20 protein-coding genes are annotated in these 21,498 nt (G+C 65.6%); 5 read left to right on the plus strand and 15 right to left on the minus strand.

Annotated features, from left to right (window positions below; translation table 11 throughout):
* Positions 1-118: 118 nt before the first annotated feature.
* Genes ACZ1I5_RS08565 through ACZ1I5_RS08600 form a run of 8 tightly spaced genes read right to left on the minus strand, consistent with a single transcriptional unit; the run spans position 119 to position 6,005 of the window.
* The gene (locus ACZ1I5_RS08565; protein ID WP_465173270.1) at positions 119-823 is read right to left on the minus strand and encodes an META domain-containing protein; all 705 of its coding nucleotides are present in this window, start codon (positions 821-823) and stop codon (positions 119-121) included.
* Positions 824-883: 60 nt separating this feature from the next.
* Positions 884-1,693 (minus strand): TrmH family RNA methyltransferase, encoded by an 810-nt coding sequence (locus tag ACZ1I5_RS08570; protein WP_465173271.1) that lies wholly within the window; start codon positions 1,691-1,693, stop codon positions 884-886.
* 7 nt (positions 1,694-1,700) lie between these two features.
* On the minus strand, positions 1,701-1,973 hold the full coding sequence (locus ACZ1I5_RS08575; protein ID WP_465173272.1) for an HPr family phosphocarrier protein: 273 nt from the start codon (positions 1,971-1,973) through the stop codon (positions 1,701-1,703).
* Positions 1,973-2,380 carry a PTS sugar transporter subunit IIA gene (locus tag ACZ1I5_RS08580; RefSeq protein ID WP_465173273.1) on the minus strand — a complete coding sequence of 136 codons (408 nt, stop codon included), beginning with the start codon at positions 2,378-2,380 and terminating at the stop codon, positions 1,973-1,975. The genes ACZ1I5_RS08575 and ACZ1I5_RS08580 overlap by 1 nt, the downstream gene beginning before the upstream one ends.
* Positions 2,377-3,345: an RNase adapter RapZ gene (gene rapZ / locus ACZ1I5_RS08585; protein ID WP_465173274.1), complete on the minus strand. Its 969-nt coding sequence runs from the start codon at positions 3,343-3,345 to the stop codon at positions 2,377-2,379. The genes ACZ1I5_RS08580 and rapZ overlap by 4 nt, the downstream gene beginning before the upstream one ends.
* The gene (locus tag ACZ1I5_RS08590) at positions 3,342-3,764 is read right to left on the minus strand and encodes an HPr kinase/phosphorylase (RefSeq protein WP_465173275.1); all 423 of its coding nucleotides are present in this window, start codon (positions 3,762-3,764) and stop codon (positions 3,342-3,344) included. The genes rapZ and ACZ1I5_RS08590 overlap by 4 nt, the downstream gene beginning before the upstream one ends.
* Positions 3,761-5,329: a sensor histidine kinase gene (locus tag ACZ1I5_RS08595; protein WP_465173276.1), complete on the minus strand. Its 1,569-nt coding sequence runs from the start codon at positions 5,327-5,329 to the stop codon at positions 3,761-3,763. Before ACZ1I5_RS08595 ends, ACZ1I5_RS08590 begins: the two co-directional genes overlap by 4 nt.
* Positions 5,298-6,005 (minus strand): response regulator transcription factor, encoded by a 708-nt coding sequence (locus ACZ1I5_RS08600; protein ID WP_465173277.1) that lies wholly within the window; start codon positions 6,003-6,005, stop codon positions 5,298-5,300. The genes ACZ1I5_RS08595 and ACZ1I5_RS08600 overlap by 32 nt, the downstream gene beginning before the upstream one ends.
* A 194-nt stretch (positions 6,006-6,199) precedes the next feature.
* Between ACZ1I5_RS08600 and ACZ1I5_RS08605 the strand changes: the two genes are divergently transcribed.
* From ACZ1I5_RS08605 to ACZ1I5_RS08615, 3 genes are read left to right on the plus strand one after another with little or no spacing between them, the layout of a single operon-like run.
* A complete protein-coding gene (locus tag ACZ1I5_RS08605) occupies positions 6,200-7,807 on the plus strand; it encodes a phosphoenolpyruvate carboxykinase (protein ID WP_465173278.1) in 1,608 nt (535 codons plus the stop codon).
* A 39-nt stretch (positions 7,808-7,846) separates the two neighbouring features.
* The gene (locus ACZ1I5_RS08610; protein ID WP_465173279.1) at positions 7,847-8,299 is read left to right on the plus strand and encodes a hypothetical protein; all 453 of its coding nucleotides are present in this window, start codon (positions 7,847-7,849) and stop codon (positions 8,297-8,299) included.
* Positions 8,300-8,337: 38 nt separating this feature from the next.
* The gene (locus ACZ1I5_RS08615) at positions 8,338-8,697 is read left to right on the plus strand and encodes a hypothetical protein (protein ID WP_465173280.1); all 360 of its coding nucleotides are present in this window, start codon (positions 8,338-8,340) and stop codon (positions 8,695-8,697) included.
* A 468-nt stretch (positions 8,698-9,165) separates the two neighbouring features.
* On the opposite strand, the gene ACZ1I5_RS08620 is transcribed toward ACZ1I5_RS08615, so the two are convergent.
* Both ACZ1I5_RS08620 and ACZ1I5_RS08625 read right to left on the minus strand, forming a co-directional pair.
* Positions 9,166-9,615, minus strand: a complete 450-nt coding sequence (locus ACZ1I5_RS08620) for an NfeD family protein (RefSeq protein ID WP_465173281.1) — start codon at positions 9,613-9,615, stop codon at positions 9,166-9,168.
* Positions 9,612-10,586 carry an SPFH domain-containing protein gene (locus ACZ1I5_RS08625; RefSeq protein WP_465173282.1) on the minus strand — a complete coding sequence of 325 codons (975 nt, stop codon included), beginning with the start codon at positions 10,584-10,586 and terminating at the stop codon, positions 9,612-9,614. The genes ACZ1I5_RS08620 and ACZ1I5_RS08625 overlap by 4 nt, the downstream gene beginning before the upstream one ends.
* A 173-nt stretch (positions 10,587-10,759) precedes the next feature.
* Between ACZ1I5_RS08625 and guaB the strand changes: the two genes are divergently transcribed.
* Positions 10,760-12,217 (plus strand): IMP dehydrogenase, encoded by a 1,458-nt coding sequence (guaB, locus tag ACZ1I5_RS08630; protein ID WP_465173283.1) that lies wholly within the window; start codon positions 10,760-10,762, stop codon positions 12,215-12,217.
* A gap of 9 nt (positions 12,218-12,226) precedes the next feature.
* Here guaB and ACZ1I5_RS08635 read toward each other — a convergent pair whose 3' ends face one another.
* Complete coding sequence (locus tag ACZ1I5_RS08635) at positions 12,227-12,751, minus strand: gamma carbonic anhydrase family protein (protein ID WP_465173284.1); 525 nt, start codon at positions 12,749-12,751, stop codon at positions 12,227-12,229.
* A gap of 163 nt (positions 12,752-12,914) precedes the next feature.
* Here ACZ1I5_RS08635 and ACZ1I5_RS08640 point away from each other — a divergent pair, with 163 nt between their 5' ends.
* The gene (locus tag ACZ1I5_RS08640) at positions 12,915-14,441 is read left to right on the plus strand and encodes a glucuronyl esterase domain-containing protein (protein WP_465173285.1); all 1,527 of its coding nucleotides are present in this window, start codon (positions 12,915-12,917) and stop codon (positions 14,439-14,441) included.
* A gap of 108 nt (positions 14,442-14,549) precedes the next feature.
* On the opposite strand, the gene ACZ1I5_RS08645 is transcribed toward ACZ1I5_RS08640, so the two are convergent.
* From ACZ1I5_RS08645 to ACZ1I5_RS08660, 4 genes are all read right to left on the minus strand, one after another.
* The gene (locus ACZ1I5_RS08645) at positions 14,550-15,284 is read right to left on the minus strand and encodes a GDSL-type esterase/lipase family protein (protein WP_465173286.1); all 735 of its coding nucleotides are present in this window, start codon (positions 15,282-15,284) and stop codon (positions 14,550-14,552) included.
* 69 nt (positions 15,285-15,353) lie between these two features.
* Positions 15,354-15,719 (minus strand): hypothetical protein, encoded by a 366-nt coding sequence (locus tag ACZ1I5_RS08650; RefSeq protein ID WP_465173287.1) that lies wholly within the window; start codon positions 15,717-15,719, stop codon positions 15,354-15,356.
* A gap of 464 nt (positions 15,720-16,183) precedes the next feature.
* A complete protein-coding gene (locus ACZ1I5_RS08655) occupies positions 16,184-18,109 on the minus strand; it encodes a pyrroloquinoline quinone-dependent dehydrogenase (RefSeq protein WP_465173288.1) in 1,926 nt (641 codons plus the stop codon).
* Between the two features lie 161 nt (positions 18,110-18,270).
* Positions 18,271-21,192 (minus strand): TonB-dependent receptor domain-containing protein, encoded by a 2,922-nt coding sequence (locus tag ACZ1I5_RS08660; RefSeq protein WP_465173289.1) that lies wholly within the window; start codon positions 21,190-21,192, stop codon positions 18,271-18,273.
* Positions 21,193-21,498: the final 306 nt, after the last annotated feature.

Below are 21,498 nucleotides of genomic sequence, written 5' to 3' on the forward strand. Positions count from 1 at the left end.
GTTCTGGTCGGCCGGATCCACTATCTTTCGCGCGGTCATCGAGCCCCCCTCTGCAATTATTGCAGGGCTCAACGATAGGGCAAGGTTCGAGGTTCCGGCGATATGTGCGGCGCCAGGGTTAGTGGATGCGCGGCCCAGCTTTCACCAGCACCAGAGTGCGCAAACCAGTGGCGCTCAGTACCAGCTTGCCGTCGCGATTGCTGATCACGCTCAACCGCTGGCCGAGCAGGTACATGATCGCCTGTTCCTGCACCATCGCCGGGCCCATGCACGCCATCTTGGTGGACATCAGCGGGCCGGTGACCAGATAGCCGCGCTCGAAACGGAATGAGCCGCGGAAGCTGTTGCACCCGCTGTTGCCGCTGATCGTATTGCCGGAAAAGGAAATCGTCGCCGCGCGGGGGCCGCGGACCATGCGGCCCTCGATCGCCTGGATCTCCCAATTGCCCTCGATCACCAGGGCGTGGGGTGCGCTGACGATCGGATCACCGCCACAACCGCGCACGGTTTTGCGACCGACCGTCACGGTCACGCTGTCGGGATAGTCGCGGTCGCTCATCCCGTCGCTGCACCGCGCGCGCGTGACGTCGATCGTGATCCGCGGCGTGACATAGCGCAGGCCGTTGAAGCTCGGCCGGGGCACGGGCGCGGCGGTCGTCACACGAGTGCGTCCATAGTCGCCGACATAGCGGATCAGGCCCTTCTCGATGGTCAGTGCCCATCCTGGTTCGGTCCCGACGGCCTTGTAAGGCACCTCGCGCGGCTGCGCGGCGGCGGCGTCTGCAATCAGCAGGGCGGGGATCAGGGCAAGCGCGAACTTCATCTCGGGTCTCCTCGGCCGCCGGATAGGCAAGCCAGGCTGAACCGGTCGTTACGCACCCGTTCAGCCGCGCGAAGGCTTTGTCTGTGCGAGTACTTCATAGGCCATAACCGCCGTCGCGACAGCAGCATTGAGGCTGTCTGCCTTGCCGAGCATCGGGATTTTCACCAGCAGGTCGCATTCGGCGGCGTAATCGGCCGGCATGCCCTGCGCTTCGTTGCCGGTCAGCAGGAAGGTGGGGGCGGTGTAGGCGGCGGCGCGATAGTCGTGCTCGGTGTCGAGGCTCAGCCCGACCAGCTGCCCCAGGCCGGCGCGGAGCCAGGGGACGAAGTCGGCCCAGCCGGCCTGGACGATCGGCACGGTGAACAGGGCCCCCATGCTCGCGCGTACTGCCTCCACCGAGAAGGGATCGACGCACTCGCCGATCAGGATCAGCCCGCCCGCGCCGACGGCATCGCCGGTGCGCAGGATCGTGCCGAGATTGCCGGGATCGCGCAGCCGCTCGGCGACCAGCCAGATCGTCGCGCTCGAGCGGTCCAGCTTTTCAAGGCTGGTGGCGAATTCAGCGAAGACGCCGACCACGGCCTGCGGGTTGTCCTTGCCGGACAGCTTGGAGAGGATGTCGGGCACCGTCTCGATCGCTTCGCCGCCGGCCGCCTCGACATCGGCGATCAGCGCGCGGACGAGGGCGTGGTTGGCGCTGTCGCGGGCGAAGAACAGATATTGGGGCAGGCGGCCGCTCTCGCGCGCTTCGGTGAGGATGCGCAGGCCCTCGGCGAGGAACAGGCCTTCCTCGCGCCGGTGCCGCTTCTCGCGAAGCGCGCGCACGCGCTTGATGAGCGGGTTGGAATAAGCGGTGATCTCGCGGGGCATGGGAGGCTCACTCCTCCCCGAACTTGGCCTCGACCAGCTGGCACAGCGCGCCGACGGCCTGTTCGGCACCGTCGCCCTCGGCGCTGATGACGATCGAATCGCCCATCGCCGCGCCGAGCATCATCAGGCCCATGATCGAGGTGCCGGTCACGCTGCCGGCGCCATCCTTCTCCACCGCGACTTCGACGGGTTGAGTCGAGGCGAGGGTGACGAACTTGGCGCTTGCCCTGGCGTGGAGCCCCCGCTTGTTGGTGATCAGGACCGTGCGACTGACCGGCATCAGGCAGCCGCCTCGCCAAGAACCTCGGAGGCTACCGAGATATATTTACGCCCGGCCTCGCGCGCTGCCGCGACGGCATCGACCACTTTCATTGCCTTGCGGGCCGATTCGAGCCGGATCAGCATCGGCAGATTGATGCCCGCGATGACCTCGATACGGCCGCGCTCCATCAGCGAGATGGCAAGATTGGAGGGCGTGCCGCCGAACAGGTCGGTCAGCACGATCACGCCGCGCCCGCTGTCGACCGCGGCGATCGCCTTGGCGATGTCGGCGCGGCGCGCCTCCATATCGTCGTCAGGGCCGATCGCGATCGTCGCGATACGTTCCTGCTTGCCGACGACATGCTCCATCGCGGTCACGAATTCCTCGGCGAGGCGTCCGTGCGTCACCAGAACCAGGCCTATCATTGCCCCGACTCTTTCATTGCAGTTTCACTCACTGAAAGACCGTCCCCTTGGGCATTTTCTGCCGCACCCTCAAGCGAGTCTTGCGGCGCTGCAGCAAGATCGCGGTGCGCGACCGTGGGCGAAAATCCTTCGTCGCGCAACCTTGCGGCCACTCGCTCCGCCACATGCACGGAACGGTGCCGCCCGCCGGTGCAGCCAAAGGCCATGGTGACATAGGATTTCCCCTCGGCCCGGTAACGCGGGAGCAGGAACAGCAGCAGCGACTCGATCTGCGTCATCGCCATATCATAGGCCGGATCGGCCGCGACATAAGCGCTGACATCCTTGTCCAGACCCGTTCCGGGACGAAGCTCCGGTACCCAGTGGGGATTGCGCAGGAAGCGCATGTCGAACACCAGATCGGCGTTGCGCGGCAGCCCGCGGGCATAGCCGAACGACATCACCGACAGCGTCGGCTCGCCAAGTCCCTCGCCTGAAAAGGTCGATCGCACCTGCTGCGCCAGCTCATTGCCGGTGAGGTTGGTGGTATCGATCAGCCGGTTGGCCCAGCGCCGCAGCGGCGCGAGCAACTCGCGCTCGCGCGCGATGCCGTCCGAGGCGGGGCGATCGAGCGCGAGCGGATGGCGCCGGCGCGTCTCCGAATAGCGCCGCTCGAGCTCGCCACCAGAGCAATCGAGGAACAGGGTGCCGATGTCATGGCCGTGTTCCTCGCGGAGCTTCTTGATCCGCTTCACGATCCGATCGGGGTCGAAATCGCGGGTGCGGGCACCGATACCGAGGGCGAGCGGCTGCGAGGACCGCTCGGCCCCTTCGGGCAAAGGGGCGCCAAGCAGCCGGTCGAGCAGGAGCAGCGGCAGATTGTCCACCACCTCCCAGCCCAGATCCTCGAGCGTCCGCAGCACGGTCGACTTGCCCGCGCCCGACATGCCGGTGACGAGCAATATATCCTTGGGGTCGCGCTTCATGGCGCGCGCTCTAGCAGGTGCTTCAAGGCAAGTTCCACCTTGATCGGCGCCGAAGCCTCGCGCGGATCGAGGGCGATCGCCGGTACCAGTACGCCCTCGAACCAGCGCGGCGCGGGTTCCGGCAGGCGTTCGACTTGCGCGCCGAGCCGGATCAGCAGCGCCACCGGCACAGGCTCAACATGGGTAACGGAGATGATTCCCACGCCGCGGATTTCCATCCGTCCGGCAATCGTCGCGGGTGCGCTGGCGAGCAACCGGTCGTCCGCCCTGGCCAATATCGTATAATCGTCGCTCACCAACACCGCGCCGCGATCGATCAGGCGCAGGGCCAGGTCGGACTTGCCGGCGCCCGACGGTCCTTCGATCAGCACCGCATAGCCGCCGATCGCCACGGTCGAGGCATGGATCGTCTCGCTCATCTTCTGTCCGATATAGGAAGGCGCACGACGAAACGCGCCCCGCCCAGGCGGTCTTCGCGCGATTCGACCGAGATCGCGCCCTGATGGCCTTCGACAATGGTCCGGGCGATGGCGAGGCCCAGCCCGCTATGCTTGCCGAACTCTTCGCCATCGGGGCGGAGCGACTGGAAGCGGCTGAACACCTGCTCGCGTGCTTCCTCGGGTACGCCGGGGCCTTCGTCCTCGACCCGCACGACCAGCTCGTCGCCGTCCCGCGCTGCCGACACTACGATCAGGCCGCCATCGGGCGAGAAGGACACGGCGTTCTCGATCAGGTTCTCGAACACGCGCTCGAGCCTGCCGCCTTCGCCCATCGCGATCAGCGTCTCGCCCTTGCGCTGGTCGAAGCGGATCTGGATGTAGCGCTCGACGCCGCGTTCGGCGCGCTGATCGAGCAGGGCGGCGATCATCGCGCCGATATCGACATCCTCGAACTTGGCGCGGCTGAGCTGCGCGTCGAGGCGCGAGGCCTCCGAAATGTCGGTGATCAGCCGGTCGAGCCGGTGCACATCGTCGCGCACGATCGCCAGCAGCCGCTCCTGCAGCTCCGGGTCCTTGACCGAATTGAGCCCTTCGACTGCCGACCGCAGCGAGGCGAGGGGGTTCTTCATTTCGTGCGTCACGTCCGCGGCAAAGGCCTCGGTCGCGTCGATTCGCGCCCGCAGCGCGAGGCTCATGTCCGACAAAGCGCGGGCCAGCATGCCCAGCTCGTCGCGGCGCGAGGGCAGGCGGGGCACCACGACTTCGCGCGCGCGCCCCAGCCGCACTCGCACCGCGGCGCGTGCGAGACGCCGCAACGGGCGCACGATCGTCCGGGCGAGGAACAGCGAGAGCAGGATCGAGATCGCCGAGACGATCGCCAGCACGACGCCCAGCCGAAAGCGTTCGACCCGCACCGTCTGGGTGATATCCCGGGCGTTGACCGTGGTCATCACCACGCCGCCGGTTGGCAGGGCCGCCGCCGCCGTGATCACCGGCGTCCGATCGGGTGCGCGCCATACTGTCGCCGGCGCGCTCTCGGTGCTGCGCGCGGTATGGACATCGGGCCATTCCAGGCCCTCGGCGCGCTCGCGGTACAGGGGCGCCCGAGGCGCGCCGACCACGGTGTCGATCACCGCGTCGAGGAAGCGTGCCGTGTCCTGCTGCCAATCCTCCTTGTCGGGATCCTGAAGCACGACGTTGCGAAGGCCGAGCGCGCGCGTGTCGGTGACCAGCTTGCCCAGGTTGTCATAAACCCGGATGCGCGCGCCGGTGTCGCGCGCCAGCCGCAGGGCGAGGATATTGTGGCGATCCGGCGTGACCGCGCCCATCGCCTCGGCGATCAACCGCGCCTCGCGGCTCGCCTGCGCCACGCGGTTGTCGACGATCCGGCTGCGATAACTGTCGAGGTAGAAAAAGCCGCCGGCCAGCATCGCCAGCGCGATGATGTTGACCGCGAGGATGCGCGGCGTGAGCGATACCTGCCCTGACCAGCGAAGCGTCAGCTCGCGATCGTCATTCCTCGGAGAATCGGTAACCCGCGCCATATAAGGTCTCTATGGCATCGAACTCGGGGTCGATCTGCCGGAACTTGCGGCGCACGCGTTTGATGTGGCTGTCGATCGTGCGGTCGTCGACATAGATGTCGTCGTGATAGGCGGCATCCATCAGCTGATTGCGGGTCTTCACGATGCCCGGTCGCTGCGCCAGCGTTTCCAGGATCAGGAATTCAGTGACGGTCAGGGTCACGCCGGCGTCGTTCCAGGTCACCCTGTGCCTGGCCGTGTCCATCGACAGCCGTCCGCGGACCAGCGTGCCGCCCGGATTCTCCTCCTCGCCCGTGGTGCCCGCCACGGCCAGCTCCGACCGGCGCAGGATCGCGCGGATCCGGGCGATCAGCAGCCGATGCGAGAAGGGCTTGGAGATATAGTCGTCGGCGCCCATCGCCAGGCCGAGCGCCTCGTCCAGCTCGTCATCCTTGGATGTCAGGAAGATCACCGGGGTGGTGCTCTTCTCGCGCAGCCGCCGGAGCAGCTCGAGCCCGTCCATGCGCGGCATCTTGATGTCGAAGATGGCGAGGTCCGGCGGATTCTCGATCAGCGCCTTCAGTGCCGTTTCTCCATCGGAATAGACCCGGGTGACGAATCCTTCGGCCTGGAGCGCGATCGATACGGAGGTGAGGATGTTGCGGTCGTCGTCGACGAGCGCGATCGAAGCCGTCATCGGCGGTGCAACCCTTGTGCTGTTGCGGGTGGACTAGTCCAAACTGACCCAGGGCTCAACTCAATGCGAAATATGGTTACCCAGTCCGATTGTCTCGACTGGACAATTGCCCGTTCCTGGCGATATGCGCGACTCGTGTCACGATAGTATTCCAGCGGTGTCGACCGCACGCCCGAAACAGGAGATCAAGGACCGTGAGCGATCGTATTCCCGATGCAGGCCTCGAAGCGCAGGGCATTGAAACACGCGCTACCCTGCACTGGAATCTGGTCACGGCCCGCCTGATCGAGGCCGCCGTCGCGCGCGGCGAGGGCAAGCTGTCCGCCGAGGGCCCGCTGGTCGTCGAGACCGGCCAGCACACCGGCCGGTCGGCCCAGGACAAGTTCATCGTCCGCGACGCCGAGACCGAGAGCACCGTCTGGTGGGGCAAGAGCAACAAGTCGATGACGCCGGAGCATTTCGCGGCGCTCAAGGCCGACTTCATTGCCGCCCTGAAGGAAAAGGAAGACCTGTTCATCCAGGATCTGTTCGGCGGATCGCAGCCGGAACACCGCGTCCGCGTGCGCATCGTCAACGAGCTTGCCTGGCACAACAGCTTCATCCGCACCATGCTGGTGCGCCCGGAAGAGAGCGAGCTGCGCGGCTTCGAGGCCGAATACACCATCATCGACCTGCCGACCTTCCGTGCCGACCCGGCGCGCCATGGCTGCCGCAGCGAGACCGTGATCGCGGTCAGCTTCACCGAGAAGCTGATCCTGATCGGCGGCACGCGCTATGCGGGTGAGATGAAGAAGTCGGTGTTCAGCCTGCTCAACTATCTGCTGCCGCCGACCGGCGTGATGCCGATGCATTGCTCGGCCAACATCGGGCCAAAGGGGGACACCGCGGTGTTCTTCGGCCTGTCCGGCACCGGCAAGACCACGCTGTCGGCCGATGCGTCGCGCACGCTGATCGGCGACGACGAGCATGGCTGGTCGGACACGGCGGTGTTCAATTTCGAGGGCGGCTGCTACGCCAAGATGATCCGCCTGTCGGCCGATGCCGAGCCGGAAATCTTCGCGACCACAAAGCGGTTCGGCACGATCCTCGAAAATGTCGTGATGGACAATGTCACGCGCCAGCTCGACCTCGACGACGCCAGCCTCGCCGAGAACAGCCGCGGCGCCTATCCGATCGACTTCATCCCCAATGCCTCGGAAGAGAATATGGGGCCGGTGCCGCGCAACATCGTGATGCTGACGGCGGACGCCTATGGTATCCTGCCGCCGATCTCGAAGCTGACGCCGGAACAGGCCATGTATCACTTCCTCTCGGGCTACACGGCGCGCGTCGCCGGCACCGAGATCGGCGTGACCGAGCCCGATGCGACCTTCTCGACCTGCTTCGGCGCGCCGTTCATGGCGCGGCACCCGTCGGTCTATGGCAATCTGCTCAAGGAGCGGATCGCCAAGGGCGGCGTGGATTGCTGGCTGGTCAATACCGGCTGGACCGGCGGCAAATACGGCATCGGCCGGCGCATGCCGATCAAGGCGACCCGCGCCCTGCTCAACGCCGCGCTGGACGGCAGCCTGAACAACGCCGAATTCCGTACCGATCCCAATTTCGGCTTCCGGGTCCCGGTCAGCGTCGCGGGCGTCGATACCGCGATCCTCGATCCGCGCGAAACCTGGCCGGACAAGGACGAATATGACGCGACGGCGGCCAGACTGGTCGACCTGTTCGTCGATAATTTCGCGCAATTCGCGGACGATGTGGACGAGGGGGTGCGCCAGGCCGCTCCCAGGACCGCAGAAGCCGCGTAACCGACCCGGTCATCGATCGGGCCAGAGAAAGCCCGATCGATGACCGACCTTCCGTACCGACCCTTTGCTGACGACGCCTCGATCCGCCGGATCGGGGAAGGATTGCTCGCGTGCACCTTGCCGCGCGCCGAATGGACTCACGAGGCGCATCTCGCGGCCACGCTCTGGCTGATCCGCGATCGCCCCGATGTGGATGTCGATGCGCGGATCGGCGAGATCATCGCGCGCTACAATGAGAGCGTTGGCGGCGTGAATGACGACACCCAAGGCTATCACGATACGATCACGCATGTGTTCGTGGCGGGCATTCGCCTGCACCTTGTCGGCCGTGATGCGAACGAACCTCTTGTCGACGCCGTCAATGCCTTGCTCGCGAGTCCGATGGGCACGCGCGACTGGCCGCTTGGCTTCTACAGCCGCAACCGGCTGTTTTCCGTGGCGGCCCGGCGCAAATTCGCGGCACCCGACCTCGCGCTGCTTCCGGTACCGTGATACACTGGCCGAACATCAAATGGCCTTAGGAACGCATCATGGGACTGCTCGACGGACTGCTGGGACAAGTGGCCCAGAATGTCGACATCAAGAACCTCGCGGCCAAGGTCGGGCTGACCCCCGAACAGGTCGAGAGCGCGGTGACCGCGCTCGGCCAGGCGCATACGGCACCCACCGATACGGTCGCGACGGCGGCCGCGTCCACCGGCCTGCCGGAGGACACGCTGCAGCAGATCATCGGCCATATCGGCGGCGAAGGCGCGTTGGGGAAGTTCGCCGGCTTGCTGGAAGGCTCGGGCATGCTCGGAAAGGTCGGCGGGATGATCGACCAGGACGGTGACGGCAATCCGATGAACGAGATTGCCGGCTTCGCCAAGGGCCTGTTCGGCAAGAGCTGAGGGTCAGGCGCGAGCCGGAAATTCCCTGTTATGGGCGATTAACAGGGAATTTCTTTTTTTTGCCCGTTTTCCGGCATGTTTGAGCAGATTTTATGTCTGTATATCAGAACCTTGCTCCAGAATTCCCTGTTATTGGATAACAGGGAATTTTGCACGGCATAACAGGGAATTTTCGGATGGATCAGGGAATGGAGGCTGCTCCAAACGGGTGAGCGCATCGATTACGTCCCTCATGCCGGGCTTGTTCCGGCATCCACCGGTCCACGAGTGCGAAAACCCCACAAGTGCGAAAACCCGTTGTACGCGGCACGGTGGACCCTTGAACACGTCCGAGGCGATGCGTGGGGTGAGGAGCCGGAACCCAGGGAGCGTCCGGACCAACGATAAGAAAGAGCAGGACCGTCGCAACGCATCCGGTCCAGCGCCTCATGCGACAATCTCCGCCGTGTTTGAATCAAGCCCAAATCGTCAGGCAGGCTCCACCAGTAGAACACTGCCCGTCGCCCCGACGATCCGGACCAGCGCGCCCGCGGCCGCGTCAGGACCACGGGCCTTCCAGGCGCCGTCGCCCACCTTCACGCGGCCTTCGCCGCCGGCGATGGCGTCGCACACTTCGGCCGTCGTCCCGATCAGGCGAGAGGTGCGGTCGTTGAGCAGTGGATCTTCGGTCGCGACTTCGCTCTGGTGGTACCAGCGCCGGCCCAGCCCGACCGCCGCGGTGGTGAACAGGGCGAACAGCACCGCCTGCACCAGCAGCGGCAATCCCGGCAGCGCGAGCAATGCAAAGCCGGTCAGCGCCGCGCCGGCCGCGAGAAAGATCATGAAGAAACCCGGCGCGATCAACTCCGCGATGGCCAGCGCCAGCGCGGCGGCGAGCCAGAGCGCGCCATGACTCCAGACGAAGCCGAGAAAGATCATTGCGGGCCTCCTTCGAACGGACCGCGCGGGCGTGCCGGCGGACGCGGTGCGGGCGGTGACGCGCGGTCGGCAAAGGCATCCCGCGCGAGCTCGCCGATGCCGCCGAGCGTGCCGATCAGCTGAGTCGCCTCGACCGGGAACAGGATCGTCTTGGCATTGGGCGAGGTAGCGAACTTGCCCACCGCCTCGACATATTTCTGCGCGATGAAATAGTTGAGCGACTGGCTGCTGCCGGCCTCGATCGCGTCGGACACCATCTTGGTCGCGGTCGCTTCGGCCTCGGCCGAGCGTTCGCGCGCCTCGGCGTCGCGGAAGGCGGCTTCCTTGCGCCCCTCGGCCTCGAGGATCTGCGCCTGTTTCAGGCCTTCGGCGCGGTTGATCTCGTTCTGCCGTGCCGCTTCGGATTCGAGGATGGTCGCACGCTTCTCGCGCTCGGCCTTCATCTGGCGAGTCATGGCGTTGACGATATCGGCGGGCGGCCGGATGTCCTTCAGCTCGACGCGGGTGATCTTCACGCCCCATGCCTCGGTCGCCTGATCGACCACCTGGAGCAGCCTCGTGTTGATCTCGTCGCGCTTCGACAGCGTTTCGTCCAGGTCCATCGAACCCATCACCGTGCGCAGATTGGTGGTCGAGAGCTGCATGATCGCGAGATAGAGATCGCTGACCTCATAGGCGGCCTTGGCAGCGTCGAGCACCTGGAAGAACACGACGCCGTCGACCGCGACCATCGCGTTGTCCTTGGTGATGATCTCCTGGCCCGGAATGTCGAGCACCTGCTCCATCATGTTCACGCGCCGGCCGACCCGGTAGAAAAAGGCCGGATAGAAGTTGAGGCCGGGCCGCGCGACGGTGGTGAAGCGGCCGAAATGTTCGATGGTGTATTGATAGCCCTGGCGGACGACCTTGATGCTGGTCATGAAATAGAAAATGACGGCGACCAGAACCAGGCCGGCGAGCGTGAGAGTCATGCTGTGAAACCCCGACAATGAGCCGCGAGAGGCACGGCCGCCATCTTCAGATTAGCAGATTGGCGGGGCCGTTATAGCGAAATGCGACACGAGTGGCGGGGCCCCTAGCGCAGCAGCGGCCCCTTGTTTACATGGACCGCCACGACTCGCTCCCCGCAGGAAACTGGCACCCCATGGACATTCGCCTCGGCCTCACCTTCGACGACGTATTGCTCGTGCCGGCGGAGTCCGACATCGTCCCGAGCCAGACCAACACGGCGACACGAGTGACGCGCGAGATCGCGCTCGACATCCCGATCCTTTCCTCGGCCATGGATACGGTGACCGAGGCCGACATGGCGATCGTCATGGCGCAGCTCGGCGGTATCGGTGTGCTTCACCGTAATCTCGAAGTCGCCGAACAGGTCGCGGCGGTGCGGGCGGTGAAGCGCTTCGAATCCGGCATGGTGGTCAACCCGATCACCATCGCGCCCGAGGCAACGCTGGCGGAAGCGCAGGCGTTGATGACGCGCAACAAGATCAGCGGCATCCCCGTGGTCGAGGCAAGCGGCAAGCTGGTCGGCATCCTGACCAACCGCGACGTTCGCTTTGCCGGCAATCCGCGCCAGCCGGTCGCCGAGCTGATGACTCACGAGAATCTCGCGACCGTCGCACCGGGTGTGAGCCAGGAGGAAGCGCGCCGCCTGCTGCATCAGCGCCGCATCGAGAAGCTTCTCGTCGTCGACGAGGCTTACCGCTGCATTGGCCTGATCACGGTGAAGGATATCGAGAAGGCGGTGACCTATCCCAACGCGACCAAGGACGCGACCGGGCGGCTGCGCGTGGCCGCGGCGACGACGGTCGGGGACAAGGGCTTCGAGCGGACCGAAGCGCTGGTCGACGCGGAGCTGGATCTCGTCGTCATCGACACCGCGCATGGCCATAATCGCGACGTAGCGCGCGCGGTCGAGCGGGTGAAGCGGCTGAGCAATTCAGTGCAGGTCATCGCCGGCAACGTCGCCACCGCCGAGGCGACACGCGCCCTGATCGATGCGGGTGCCGACGGCATCAAGGTCGGCATCGGCCCGGGCTCGATCTGCACCACGCGCGTCGTCGCCGGCGTCGGCGTGCCGCAGCTCACAGCAGTGATGGATTGCGCCGAGATCGGGCTAAAGGCCGGCGTGCCGGTGATCGCCGATGGCGGCCTGCGTACCTCGGGCGATCTCGCCAAGGCGCTCGCGGCGGGCGCATCGGCCTGCATGATCGGCTCGCTGCTGGCCGGCACGGAAGAAGCCCCTGGCGAAAGCTTCCTGTACCAGGGACGCGCCTATAAATCCTACCGCGGCATGGGCTCGGTTGGCGCGATGGGTCGCGGTTCGGCGGATCGTTACTTCCAGGGCGACATCAAGGACCAGCTCAAGCTGGTGCCCGAGGGGATCGAGGGCCAGGTGGCGTTCAAAGGCCCCGCACGCGACGTGATCCATCAACTGGTTGGCGGCATCCGCGCCGCCATGGGCTATACGGGATCGGCGACGATCGAGGACCTGCAGCGGCGCGCGCGGTTCGTACAGATCACCGGCGCGGGCCTGCGCGAGAGCCATGTCCATGACGTGACGATCACGCGCGAGGCGCCGAATTATCCGACGCGGTAATCGCGCGGATCACCCGACCCTGGTCAGCCCCTCGCTATACGCCTTGCCCTTGTCGACATAATGCTGGGCGGACGCCTTGAGCATCGCCGCGGCATCCTCGTCCAGGGTGCGGATCGCCTTGGCCGGGCTACCGACGATCAGGCTGTTCGGCTCGAACACCTTACCCTCCGTCACGAGGGCGTTCGCGCCGACGATGCAGCCGTCGCCGATCACGGCGTTGTTGAGAATGATCGCGCCCATGCCGATCAGCACATTGTTGCCGATGGTGCAGCCATGGAGGATGGCATGGTGGCCGATGGTGCAGTCGGCACCGACCGTCAGCGGCGCGCCTGGGTCGGAATGGCACATCGCGCTTTCCTGGATGTTGCTGCGCGTGCCGATGACGATTGGGGTGTTGTCCGCGCGGATGACAGCGCCGAACCAGACGCTCGATTCATCGGCCAGATGCGTGTCGCCGATCACATCCGCGCTGGGCGCGACCCATACGTCGGTTCCGACCACGGGCTGTTTTCCGTCGATGGCGTAAAGCGGCATTGGCATCCTCCTCGTTTCGCGTCGCATAGCGTGCGGCGAGCGCGAGGGGGAGAGAATATGGCCCACCCCGTCGACCTACCGACAATCGCGATTGCAATCATGTCCTCGCCGTATATCCTATAGGATGTGAGGCGCGCAGGCGTCCACCCAGGAGGGGATTGCCATGAAAATCGCGTTGCTGCGCTCGTGCTGCGCTCTTGCCATGCTGTCCGGCGTGGCGGTGTCGGGATCGACCCCGGCCGTATCGCAGCAGGGAGCAGTGGCGCCCTGGACCGCGGAGCAGGACCATCAGAACATGATGGATCAGCTCGGCATCAAGACCCTGCGCCCCGGCCATAGCGGCCAGCCCGATGGGCCGAACCCGGCCAATTACGATCCCGCTCGGGCGAACCCTTTTCCCGACTGGCCCGAGATCCTCATGCTGAACAACGGCAGGAAGGTTACCACCGCGGATGGTTGGTGGAAGCAGCGCCGGCCCGAGATCGTCGAGGCGTTCGAGCGCGAGGTGGTCGGTCGGATCCCGGCCAATGTGCCGAGAGTCAGCTGGTCGGTCGCGAGCACCGACAATGAGTATATCAGCGGCAAGCGCATCGTCGCGAAGCAGCTGATCGGGCGGGTCGACAACAGTGCGTATCCGGCGATCGAGGTCGGCATCCGGATGACCCTGGTGCTGCCGGCCGAGACGACGAAACCGGTGCCGGTGCTGATCATGTTCGGCGCGGCGCGCTATCCGGCGCCGAGCCAGCCGACCGCCGACGAAGCGGCGAAGATCGACGCGGCGATGAAGGCCGATCTCGTCGCGCGCGACCCCTCACTGGCCGCGGCGTTCCAGGCGCATCCCGGGTTCGTCTTCGTCAGTCCGCCTAGCTTCTTTCCGGCGCCGCCGAGCGACGGTCGCATCTCCGACCTGATCGCCGCCGGCTGGGGCGTCGCGCTGGTCGATACGGGGAGCATCCAGGCGGACAATGGCGCGGGGCTGCGCAGCGGCATTATCGGACTGACCAACAAGGGCCAGCCGCGCAAGCCGGACGATTGGGGGGCGCTCAGGGCCTGGGGCTGGGGCGCGAGCCGGGCGCTGGATTATCTCGAGACGGTGCCCGCCGTGGACGCGAAGCGAGTCGGGATCGAAGGCGTGTCGCGTTACGGCAAGGCTGCGCTGATCACCATGGCGTTCGACCAGCGGTTCGCGATGGTATTGGTCGGATCGTCGGGCGAGGGCGGGGCCAAACCGCACCGCCGCAATTTCGGCGAGGCAGTCGAGAACCTCACGGGCACTGGCGGCTATCACTGGATGGCCGGCAACTTCCTGAAATATGGGGCGTCGGACGCGACATTCGGGGCGAAGACGCCGGGCGACATCCCGGTCGATGCGCATCAGCTGATCGCGCTGTGCGCACCGCGGCCGACCTTCATCAGCTATGGCGTGCCCGAGAAGGGCGACGCCAACTGGCTCGACCAGCAGGGCAGCTATATGGCGACCGTCGCGGCGGGGCAGGCATGGACCCTGCTCGGCGCGAAGGACCTCGGCGTCGGCAACGATTATCGTACCGCGCAGAAGCCGCCGGTGCTGACCGACATGCTCGATGGGCAACTCGCCTGGCGCCAGCATGACGGCGGGCATACCGATGCGCCGAACATGAAATATTTCATTGCCTGGGCCGACCGGCAGATCGGGTGGAAGGCGCCATAGGCAGCCACCCAGGTCCGTTCGGGCTGAGCTTGTCGAAGCCCTGCTCTTTCTCTTGCCGGACGAAAGAAAGAACAGTCCTTCGACAAGCTCAGGACGAACGTGGTTGGGTCATCGTGTTCGCATTGCCTTGTCGATCGCGGCCTGGGCGAGTGGGGCCATCGCGGCAAAGGCCTCGGCATTGGGATGCACGCCGTCATGCGCGTAACCCGGCTTCATCCCGCCCTCCGGCGTGGCGATAGCGGGCCAGTAGTCGACATAGACCACGTGCTTTCGCGCGGCATAGTCCTTTAGCCAGGCATTCAGCGCCCTGATTTTCGGCGCGGGCTCGAGGCCCGGGCGCCAGGGAAATTCGATCGCGGGCGGGATCGAGGCGAGCACGACCTTGATACCATTGGCATGCGCGATCTCGACCAAGCCGGCGACATAGCCTTCGGTTTCCTCGGGCGTGGTCGGGCCGGTATTCTGCGCGACGTCGTTGGTGCCGGCCATGATGTGCACGACCGCCGGCTTGAGCGCGACCACGTCGCTGCGGAAACGGACGAGCATTTGCGGCGTGGTCTGGCCGGAGATGCCGCGGCCGACGAAATGGGCATTGCCCTTGATGAAGGGCTGCTCGGCCCAGCCCTGGGTGATCGAATCGCCCATGAACACGACGCGTTTCGGATCGGCAGCGGCAAGCAGCGGCTGGTTCGCCTCGCGATAGCGGTTGATGAACGCCCAGTCGCCATTCTCGCCCTGGCCGACCGGCGGCTTGGCGGCAGGGGCCGGCGTGGTTTGCGCCGAGAGTTGCGCCCAGGTCAGCGCGACCGCGCCGATCAGGCTGACAGTGACGAGGGCCCGCATGCATCTCTCCCGTTTGTTGGTTGCCGAAACCTATCGGGATCGGCGGGCGGATGCACGCGCGAAGCGACGTCAGGCGAGCGCGGCGGTCTCCGGGCGGATCATCGAGCGCAGCATGATCCGGCAGGAGCGCACCGCAACCCGCAGCGCCGCGACGAGATCGGGGCGAAGCTGATCGGTCGGCGGTGCCACGTCATCGCCCTCGAGCAGATCGAGCAGCCGGTGCTCGTCGTGCGTGATCGCGCTGTCCGACGGCGCGCCGGCATCGAAGCGACGGCGCGACGCTGCCTCGAACAGAGTCAGCAGGCCATCCAGCACCGGGGCGAGCAGGCCGTAACCCCGCGTTTCGAGCGGCGCGTACAGGGCAGGCTGGATCGAATTACCCGTGTCGCGCGCGACGCGCCAGCTCCGCACTGCCTCAAGAATCGCCGCTGTCATGGATGGGGCAGGCACAGCTATAACGGGACTCATCGTACATCCTTCCTGAGACCCCTTTACGCGTTGCCGCTTTTTGCGACTTGTTCGCAGGCGGTACGCCGATCCGGTTACACCGGCAAGACAGCAGCGCGGCTTTCCAACCGGTTTCGGAGGCATTTCGCCCATTTTCGGTCGCCACGCGGCCGACATTTTTCCTTCCGCTGTAACGTTGGATTTTCAAGACAAATAAGCGTTGAATTTACAAGGAGTTATGGTCGATTTTCCCTGTTACGGCATGACAGCGGAAAACAGGCTGCGAAAAAGCATCAATCGGGGCCGAAACAGGGGCTGTTTTTCCGCTGCGGCGAACGAAAAATTTCCAACCTGTCGAGCATGAGGAAAAGCCGCCAGGATGCGAGTCACCCCCGGGATGTCCGGAAGGCTGCACCAAAATCTCGCTCCGTTGAATCGCTGCGTCCCGGTCGTCAGCGGGCAAGCCCCTTCGGCAGCGCGAACGCCGTCAGCGCGTCGCTGGTGCGCGGGCTGTTGTGATAGCTGCCGCCGGTCGAGACCACCGCGACATATTGCCGGCCGTCAGTGCCGCGATAGGAGATTGGCGTCGCATGGGCCGAGGCCTCGAGCTTGTGAGTCCAGACTTCCTTTCCCGTCGCGATCTCGAAAGCACGGAAGCGGGAATCGTCGGTCGAGCCGATGAACAGCAGGCCGCCTGCGGTGGTGATCGCGCCGCCGGTACCGTGGCGGCCGGTGTCGCGCTTGCCCTCGGGCAAGCTGTCGGTGACGCCCAGCGTGCTCTGCCAGACGATCTTGCCGGTCCTGCTGTCGACCGCGCTGAGCTGGCCCCAGGGCGGGCGCTGGCACATCAGGCCGGTGCCGGGTTGCTGGAAACGACCGCCGACCCCGCCGGGCATCCAGGCGACCGGGCCGTCGGTCTTCACCATGGTGGTGACCTGGCCGAAATTGTTGGTGTTGACGAGGATATAGCCCGTCTTCGGATCGAAGGTCGCGCCGCCCCAGTTGGAGCCGCCCTCGGTGCCCGGGAAGACGATCAGCGGACGATCGGGCAGCATGGGCTGATACTGCACGCCCTCTGCCATGTTGTTGCTCCTGATCCAGTTCTCGCACCAGCTCTTCAGCTCGGGCGTGACATCGGCGATGTCCTTCTCGATCGAGAAAGTGGTGCGGGCGAGCGGCGGGGTGACCGGGAAGGGTTGGGTAGGGGCGGCGCGCTCGCCCGGCACGGTGCTGGCCGGAACCGGGCGTTCCTCGACCGGATGGATCGGCTTGCCGGTGACCCGGTTCAGCATGAACAGCAGCGCGTTCTTCGCCACGACCGCGACGGCGGGCACGGTCTTGCCGCCGACCTTCGCGTCGAACAACAGTGGCGCGGATTCGAGATCGATGTCCCAGATGTCGTGATGCACGACCTGGAAGTGCCAGAGATATTTGCCGGTGGCCGCATCGGCCGCGACCAGCGACGTGCCGAACAGATTGTCGCCGTGGCGGTCGCCGCCATAACGATCATGCGTGGGTGCGCCGATCGGCAGGTAGACGATGCCACGCTTCGCATCGAGGCTCATGAAGCCCCAGACATTGACGCCGGAGCGCTTCTCCGTGCTGCCCGGCGCCCAGCTGTCGTAGCCGAGCTCGCCCTTGCGGGGCACGGTGTGGAAGGTCCAGACGAGCTTGCCGGTGCGCGCATCCCAGGCACGGACGTCGCCGCGGGCGCCGAGCGCCGGGTTCTCCTGCACCGAGGAGCCGGTGATGATCAGGTTCCTGAAGACGATCGGCGGGGTCGTCATGCCATATTGCGCGGCGGGCGACCCGTTCATGATCTCGTCGGTCTTCAGATTGACGACGCCCTTCTCGCCGAAGCCGGGCGCATAGGTGCCGGTGGCGGCGTCGAGGCCGATCAGCCGGCCGTCGCGCGTGCCGAAGAAGATGCGCGGGCCGGTCCTGCCGTCGCCGGCCCAATATTCGACGCCGCGCAACGAGGGCTGGCCGGGGCCGGGAATCTCGCGGACCCAGATTTCCTTGCCCGTGGTCGCATCGAGCGCGGCGACGCGGGAATAGGGGGTGGAGATGTACATGCGGTTGCCGACGACCAGCGGCGTCATCTCCGAACCGGCGAATTGCGAGGCGCGCTGGGCGCCGGCCCCTTCGGCGGCGCGGCGGGCAGCTTCGCCCATATCGGTTGCCGCCTCGGTATTGGCCGGCTTCATCCGATAGACCCAGGCGATCTGCAGGTCGTTCACATTGGCGGGCGTGATCTGGGCGAGCGGCGAGTGGCGCATCGCGCCCTTGTCGTGCCCATAGGTGGGCCAGTCGGTGCCGTCCTGCGCCAGGGCCGTGGTGGAAAGCAGGGCAAGGCCCAGGAACCCGATTTTCAGCATCTATCCACCTTGTTGCACCGTGCCGGCGCGGGGGCCTTCAATAGCATGGGGCCGAAGCCCCTACAGTGTGGTTCCGTGGACCTTCCCTCACTCCGCGAGCGCCGGAGAGCAAAAAAAGCCCGCCTTCCCGGATCGGGAAGGCGGGCCATGAGGGGGGTCGCTTAGAACTTCACTTTCAGCGCGACCGTGACGGTGCGGCCGAACGGGTTGTGGATCAGGCTGTAATAGCCGGCACCGGTATTGTAGAAGGGCGGGTCCTGATCGAAGATGTTGAGGCCGGAGACCGAGAGGCGCGAGCCGTTCAGGAAACCGCCCTTGAATTCATAGGCCATGTTCAAGTCGAACGTGGTCTGTGCCTTCACCTTGTCGCCGCCGCCGTTCGGGTTGCCATTGGCGTCCCGCGTGAGCGGGGCGACCGTGCTCGACGACCAGTTGCGGAAGCCGCCGGTATAGTTGGCGAACAGGCGCGCCGAGAAGGCACCGCCAGCCCAGCCGAGATACGCACGCGCCTTGCGCTTCAGCGACGGGAAGGTGCCGTTGTTGCCTGCGGTGTTGAGCACGCTGTACTTCGGGCCGGAGCCGAAGGACTGATCGAACTTGGTGAACTCCGTGCCCGAAAGACCGATGCTGAACGTGCCGGCGCTGTCGGTGCGGTAGTCATAGTCGATCTGGTAATCGATGCCCGAGATGTCCAGGTTCAGCCAGTTCGTGTTGAGCGTGTGGAAGATGTAGCTGGTGCACGCCGCGGTCACGTTGGTCTGCGGAATGCCCTGCGTCACCGCCGCGATCTGCGCCGGGGTGGCGCAGCTCGGGTAGAAGGTCAGCAGATATTGCGCCGACGCCGTGTTGATCACGTTGGCGAGCTGCGGACCGGTCACGCCACCGGTGAACTCGGTGTTCCAATAGGTGAAGGCGGCATGGAGACCGGGGACGAGCGAGGGCTCGACATCGAAGCCGAGCGACCAGCCGCTGCCTTCCTGCGGACCGGCATTGGGGTCGCCGGTGGTGTTCTGGATGCCCTGCAGCGTGCTGATGTTGCACAATGCCTGGCCGGCGCAGCCGGGCAGGATCTTGACGACGTCGGGATAGGCGGCGGTCGGCACCGAGATGTTGTTGGTCTGGGTGTTCCAGCCGGCAGTGCCGAAGGCGCCGAACTTGTCGCCGATGATCGTCAGCGGCGGCGCCACGAACGAGGTCGACCAGTTGCCGCGGAAGCGCAGGCCCTGGATCGGCTCGAGGTTGAAGCCGATCTTCGGGTTCGTCGTTTCGCCGAAATCGTCATAATGATCGTAGCGGCCGGCGAGCGAAATATCGAAGCGGCGGATGAACGTATCCATCTCCGGCGAAACGATCGGCACGTTCAACTCGACGAAACCCGAATAGACGGTGCGATCGAACGGGAAGAACAGCTGCTGCGAGCCGAGCGAGGCCGGGCCGCTGTTGTTGGCGCGCGTCACCAGCTGGCTGAGCTGAGTCTTGAGCAGCTCGGCGCCGAACGCGACTTTGACGGGGCCGGCCGGCAGATCGAACAGCGAGCCGCTCGCGCTGGCGCGAATCTGCTGATAGCCGCTGGTGGCGCGCAGCCGGTTGGCGTTGTCGAGCAGCCGCGCGATCGTCGCCGCCGACGTGCGGTTGGTCGGGCCGGCCGGGTTCCAGACGTCGAGCGCATTGTCCGCCGTCAGCGGCAATTGCGTGACGATGGTGGTGGTGCCGGGGATCGAGATCTGGGTTAGCGAGCCAGCGCCATTGGTGGTGCCGTTCAGCGCCAGGTTGGCGACGCTGCTGTTGATCGCGCCAGTGGTGTAGGTCGTGCTCTCGTCGCGGCCGACACTGGCGAGGAAGTCCGCATGCCAGTCGTCAGTGATCTCGTAGGCCGCCGTGAAGTTGGCATACATCGAGTCGGAATCGGAGCGGCCATGGGCCGGGCCGACCAGATCGGTCGCATCCCAGGTGACGGTCTGCTTGTCGGCCGCGGCGCCGGTAACGCCGGTCGGGTTGACATAGAAGGGGTTCGCCTGCGCGCCAGTGCGGAAGACGGTGGCCTGGACAGTGCCGGCGCCCTGCAGCGTATCGTTGCGGCGGCGGGCATAGAGCAGGTCGAGGCCGATCGTCAGCTTGTCGGTAACATCGAAGCTGACCTTGCCCATCACGCTCTGGCGCTCTTCCTTGCCGACAAGGTCAGTCACGCCCCAGCTCGTGCAGGGGTAGCTGGCCGCGGCATTCGGCTGCGCCGTGCCCGTATAGGGCCCGTAATAGATGCCGCCCGCGCCGTTGGGCTGGACGCCGGCCGGCGAGCAGCTGCGCGTGAGGAAGCTGGTGCCACCCTGCGGGATATGATTCGGATTGGTGAAGTCGCGGTCGGCGTTCCGCAGATTGTCCTGATAGCTGTACTGCGCGCCGATCACGGCCCAGCCGCGATCCCAGGTCTGGCCGGCGAGCAGGCCCGCCTGATAGCCGGTCGTGCCATTGCGCAGGGTGACCGAACCTTCGGCCTGGACGCCGTCGAAGCGCTTGCGGGTGATGAAGTTGATGACGCCGGCGACAGCGTCCGACCCATAGACCGAAGACGCGCCCTCGGCGAGGACCTCGACGCGCTCCAGCATGATGTTGGGCACGATGTTGGGATCGAGGAACGTATGGTTGGTGCCGCCCGTCGGGCCGCGATGGCCGTCGATCAGCACCAGGGTGGAGTTGCTGGCGCTGGCGCCGAGCTGGTGGATGCTGGGCTGATAGAAAGCCGAGGTGTTGCCCTGGCCGGTGATGCCGCTGAGCGACGGGACCGAGGCGAGCGCGCCGGTGACGGTCTGTGCACCGGTGTCATGCAGCGCTTCCGCGCCGACCGCGACGAGGTTCGACCCGATCGGCGCGACGCCGCGGATGCTGGTACCCGTGACGACGATGTCCTGCTGGGGTTCTGCGGCGCTCTCGTCATCGGCGGCGGGGAGCGGTGCCGCCGGCGTCACCTGGGTCGCCTCCGCGCCCGGCGCCGTCTGCGCCCAGGCCGGCATGGCCGCGATGCACAGGGCAGTGCCCAGCGCCATCTTCGATCCACCACGGGCGAGATTCATCAATACCTTCGACAACGTGCATCCCCTACCTGGATTTGACCGGATTCGGCCTGTTCGCGAATCTTGTATACATCCCGAAAGTGAGGCGTCAACACACGTGTTCGAGCTTTCGGAACGGGATGAAATAGTGTGGTTTTAGGGCCACAAGGTGCGGTCAAATCCCCGGATTTGTCGCCATTTGTGGTGCTATATCCTATTGTTTATCAAAAACATATCATGCCACCCGGGCTAGCTGCGAGCGCTAACCGTTACCGCTCTCATTTTCAGGTGCGGTACGAAAAATCAGGTTCCGGAATCCGCTAAACGGGCCTTCGGACAACA

Source organism: Sphingomonas sp. BL-S-30, from assembly GCF_055521475.1.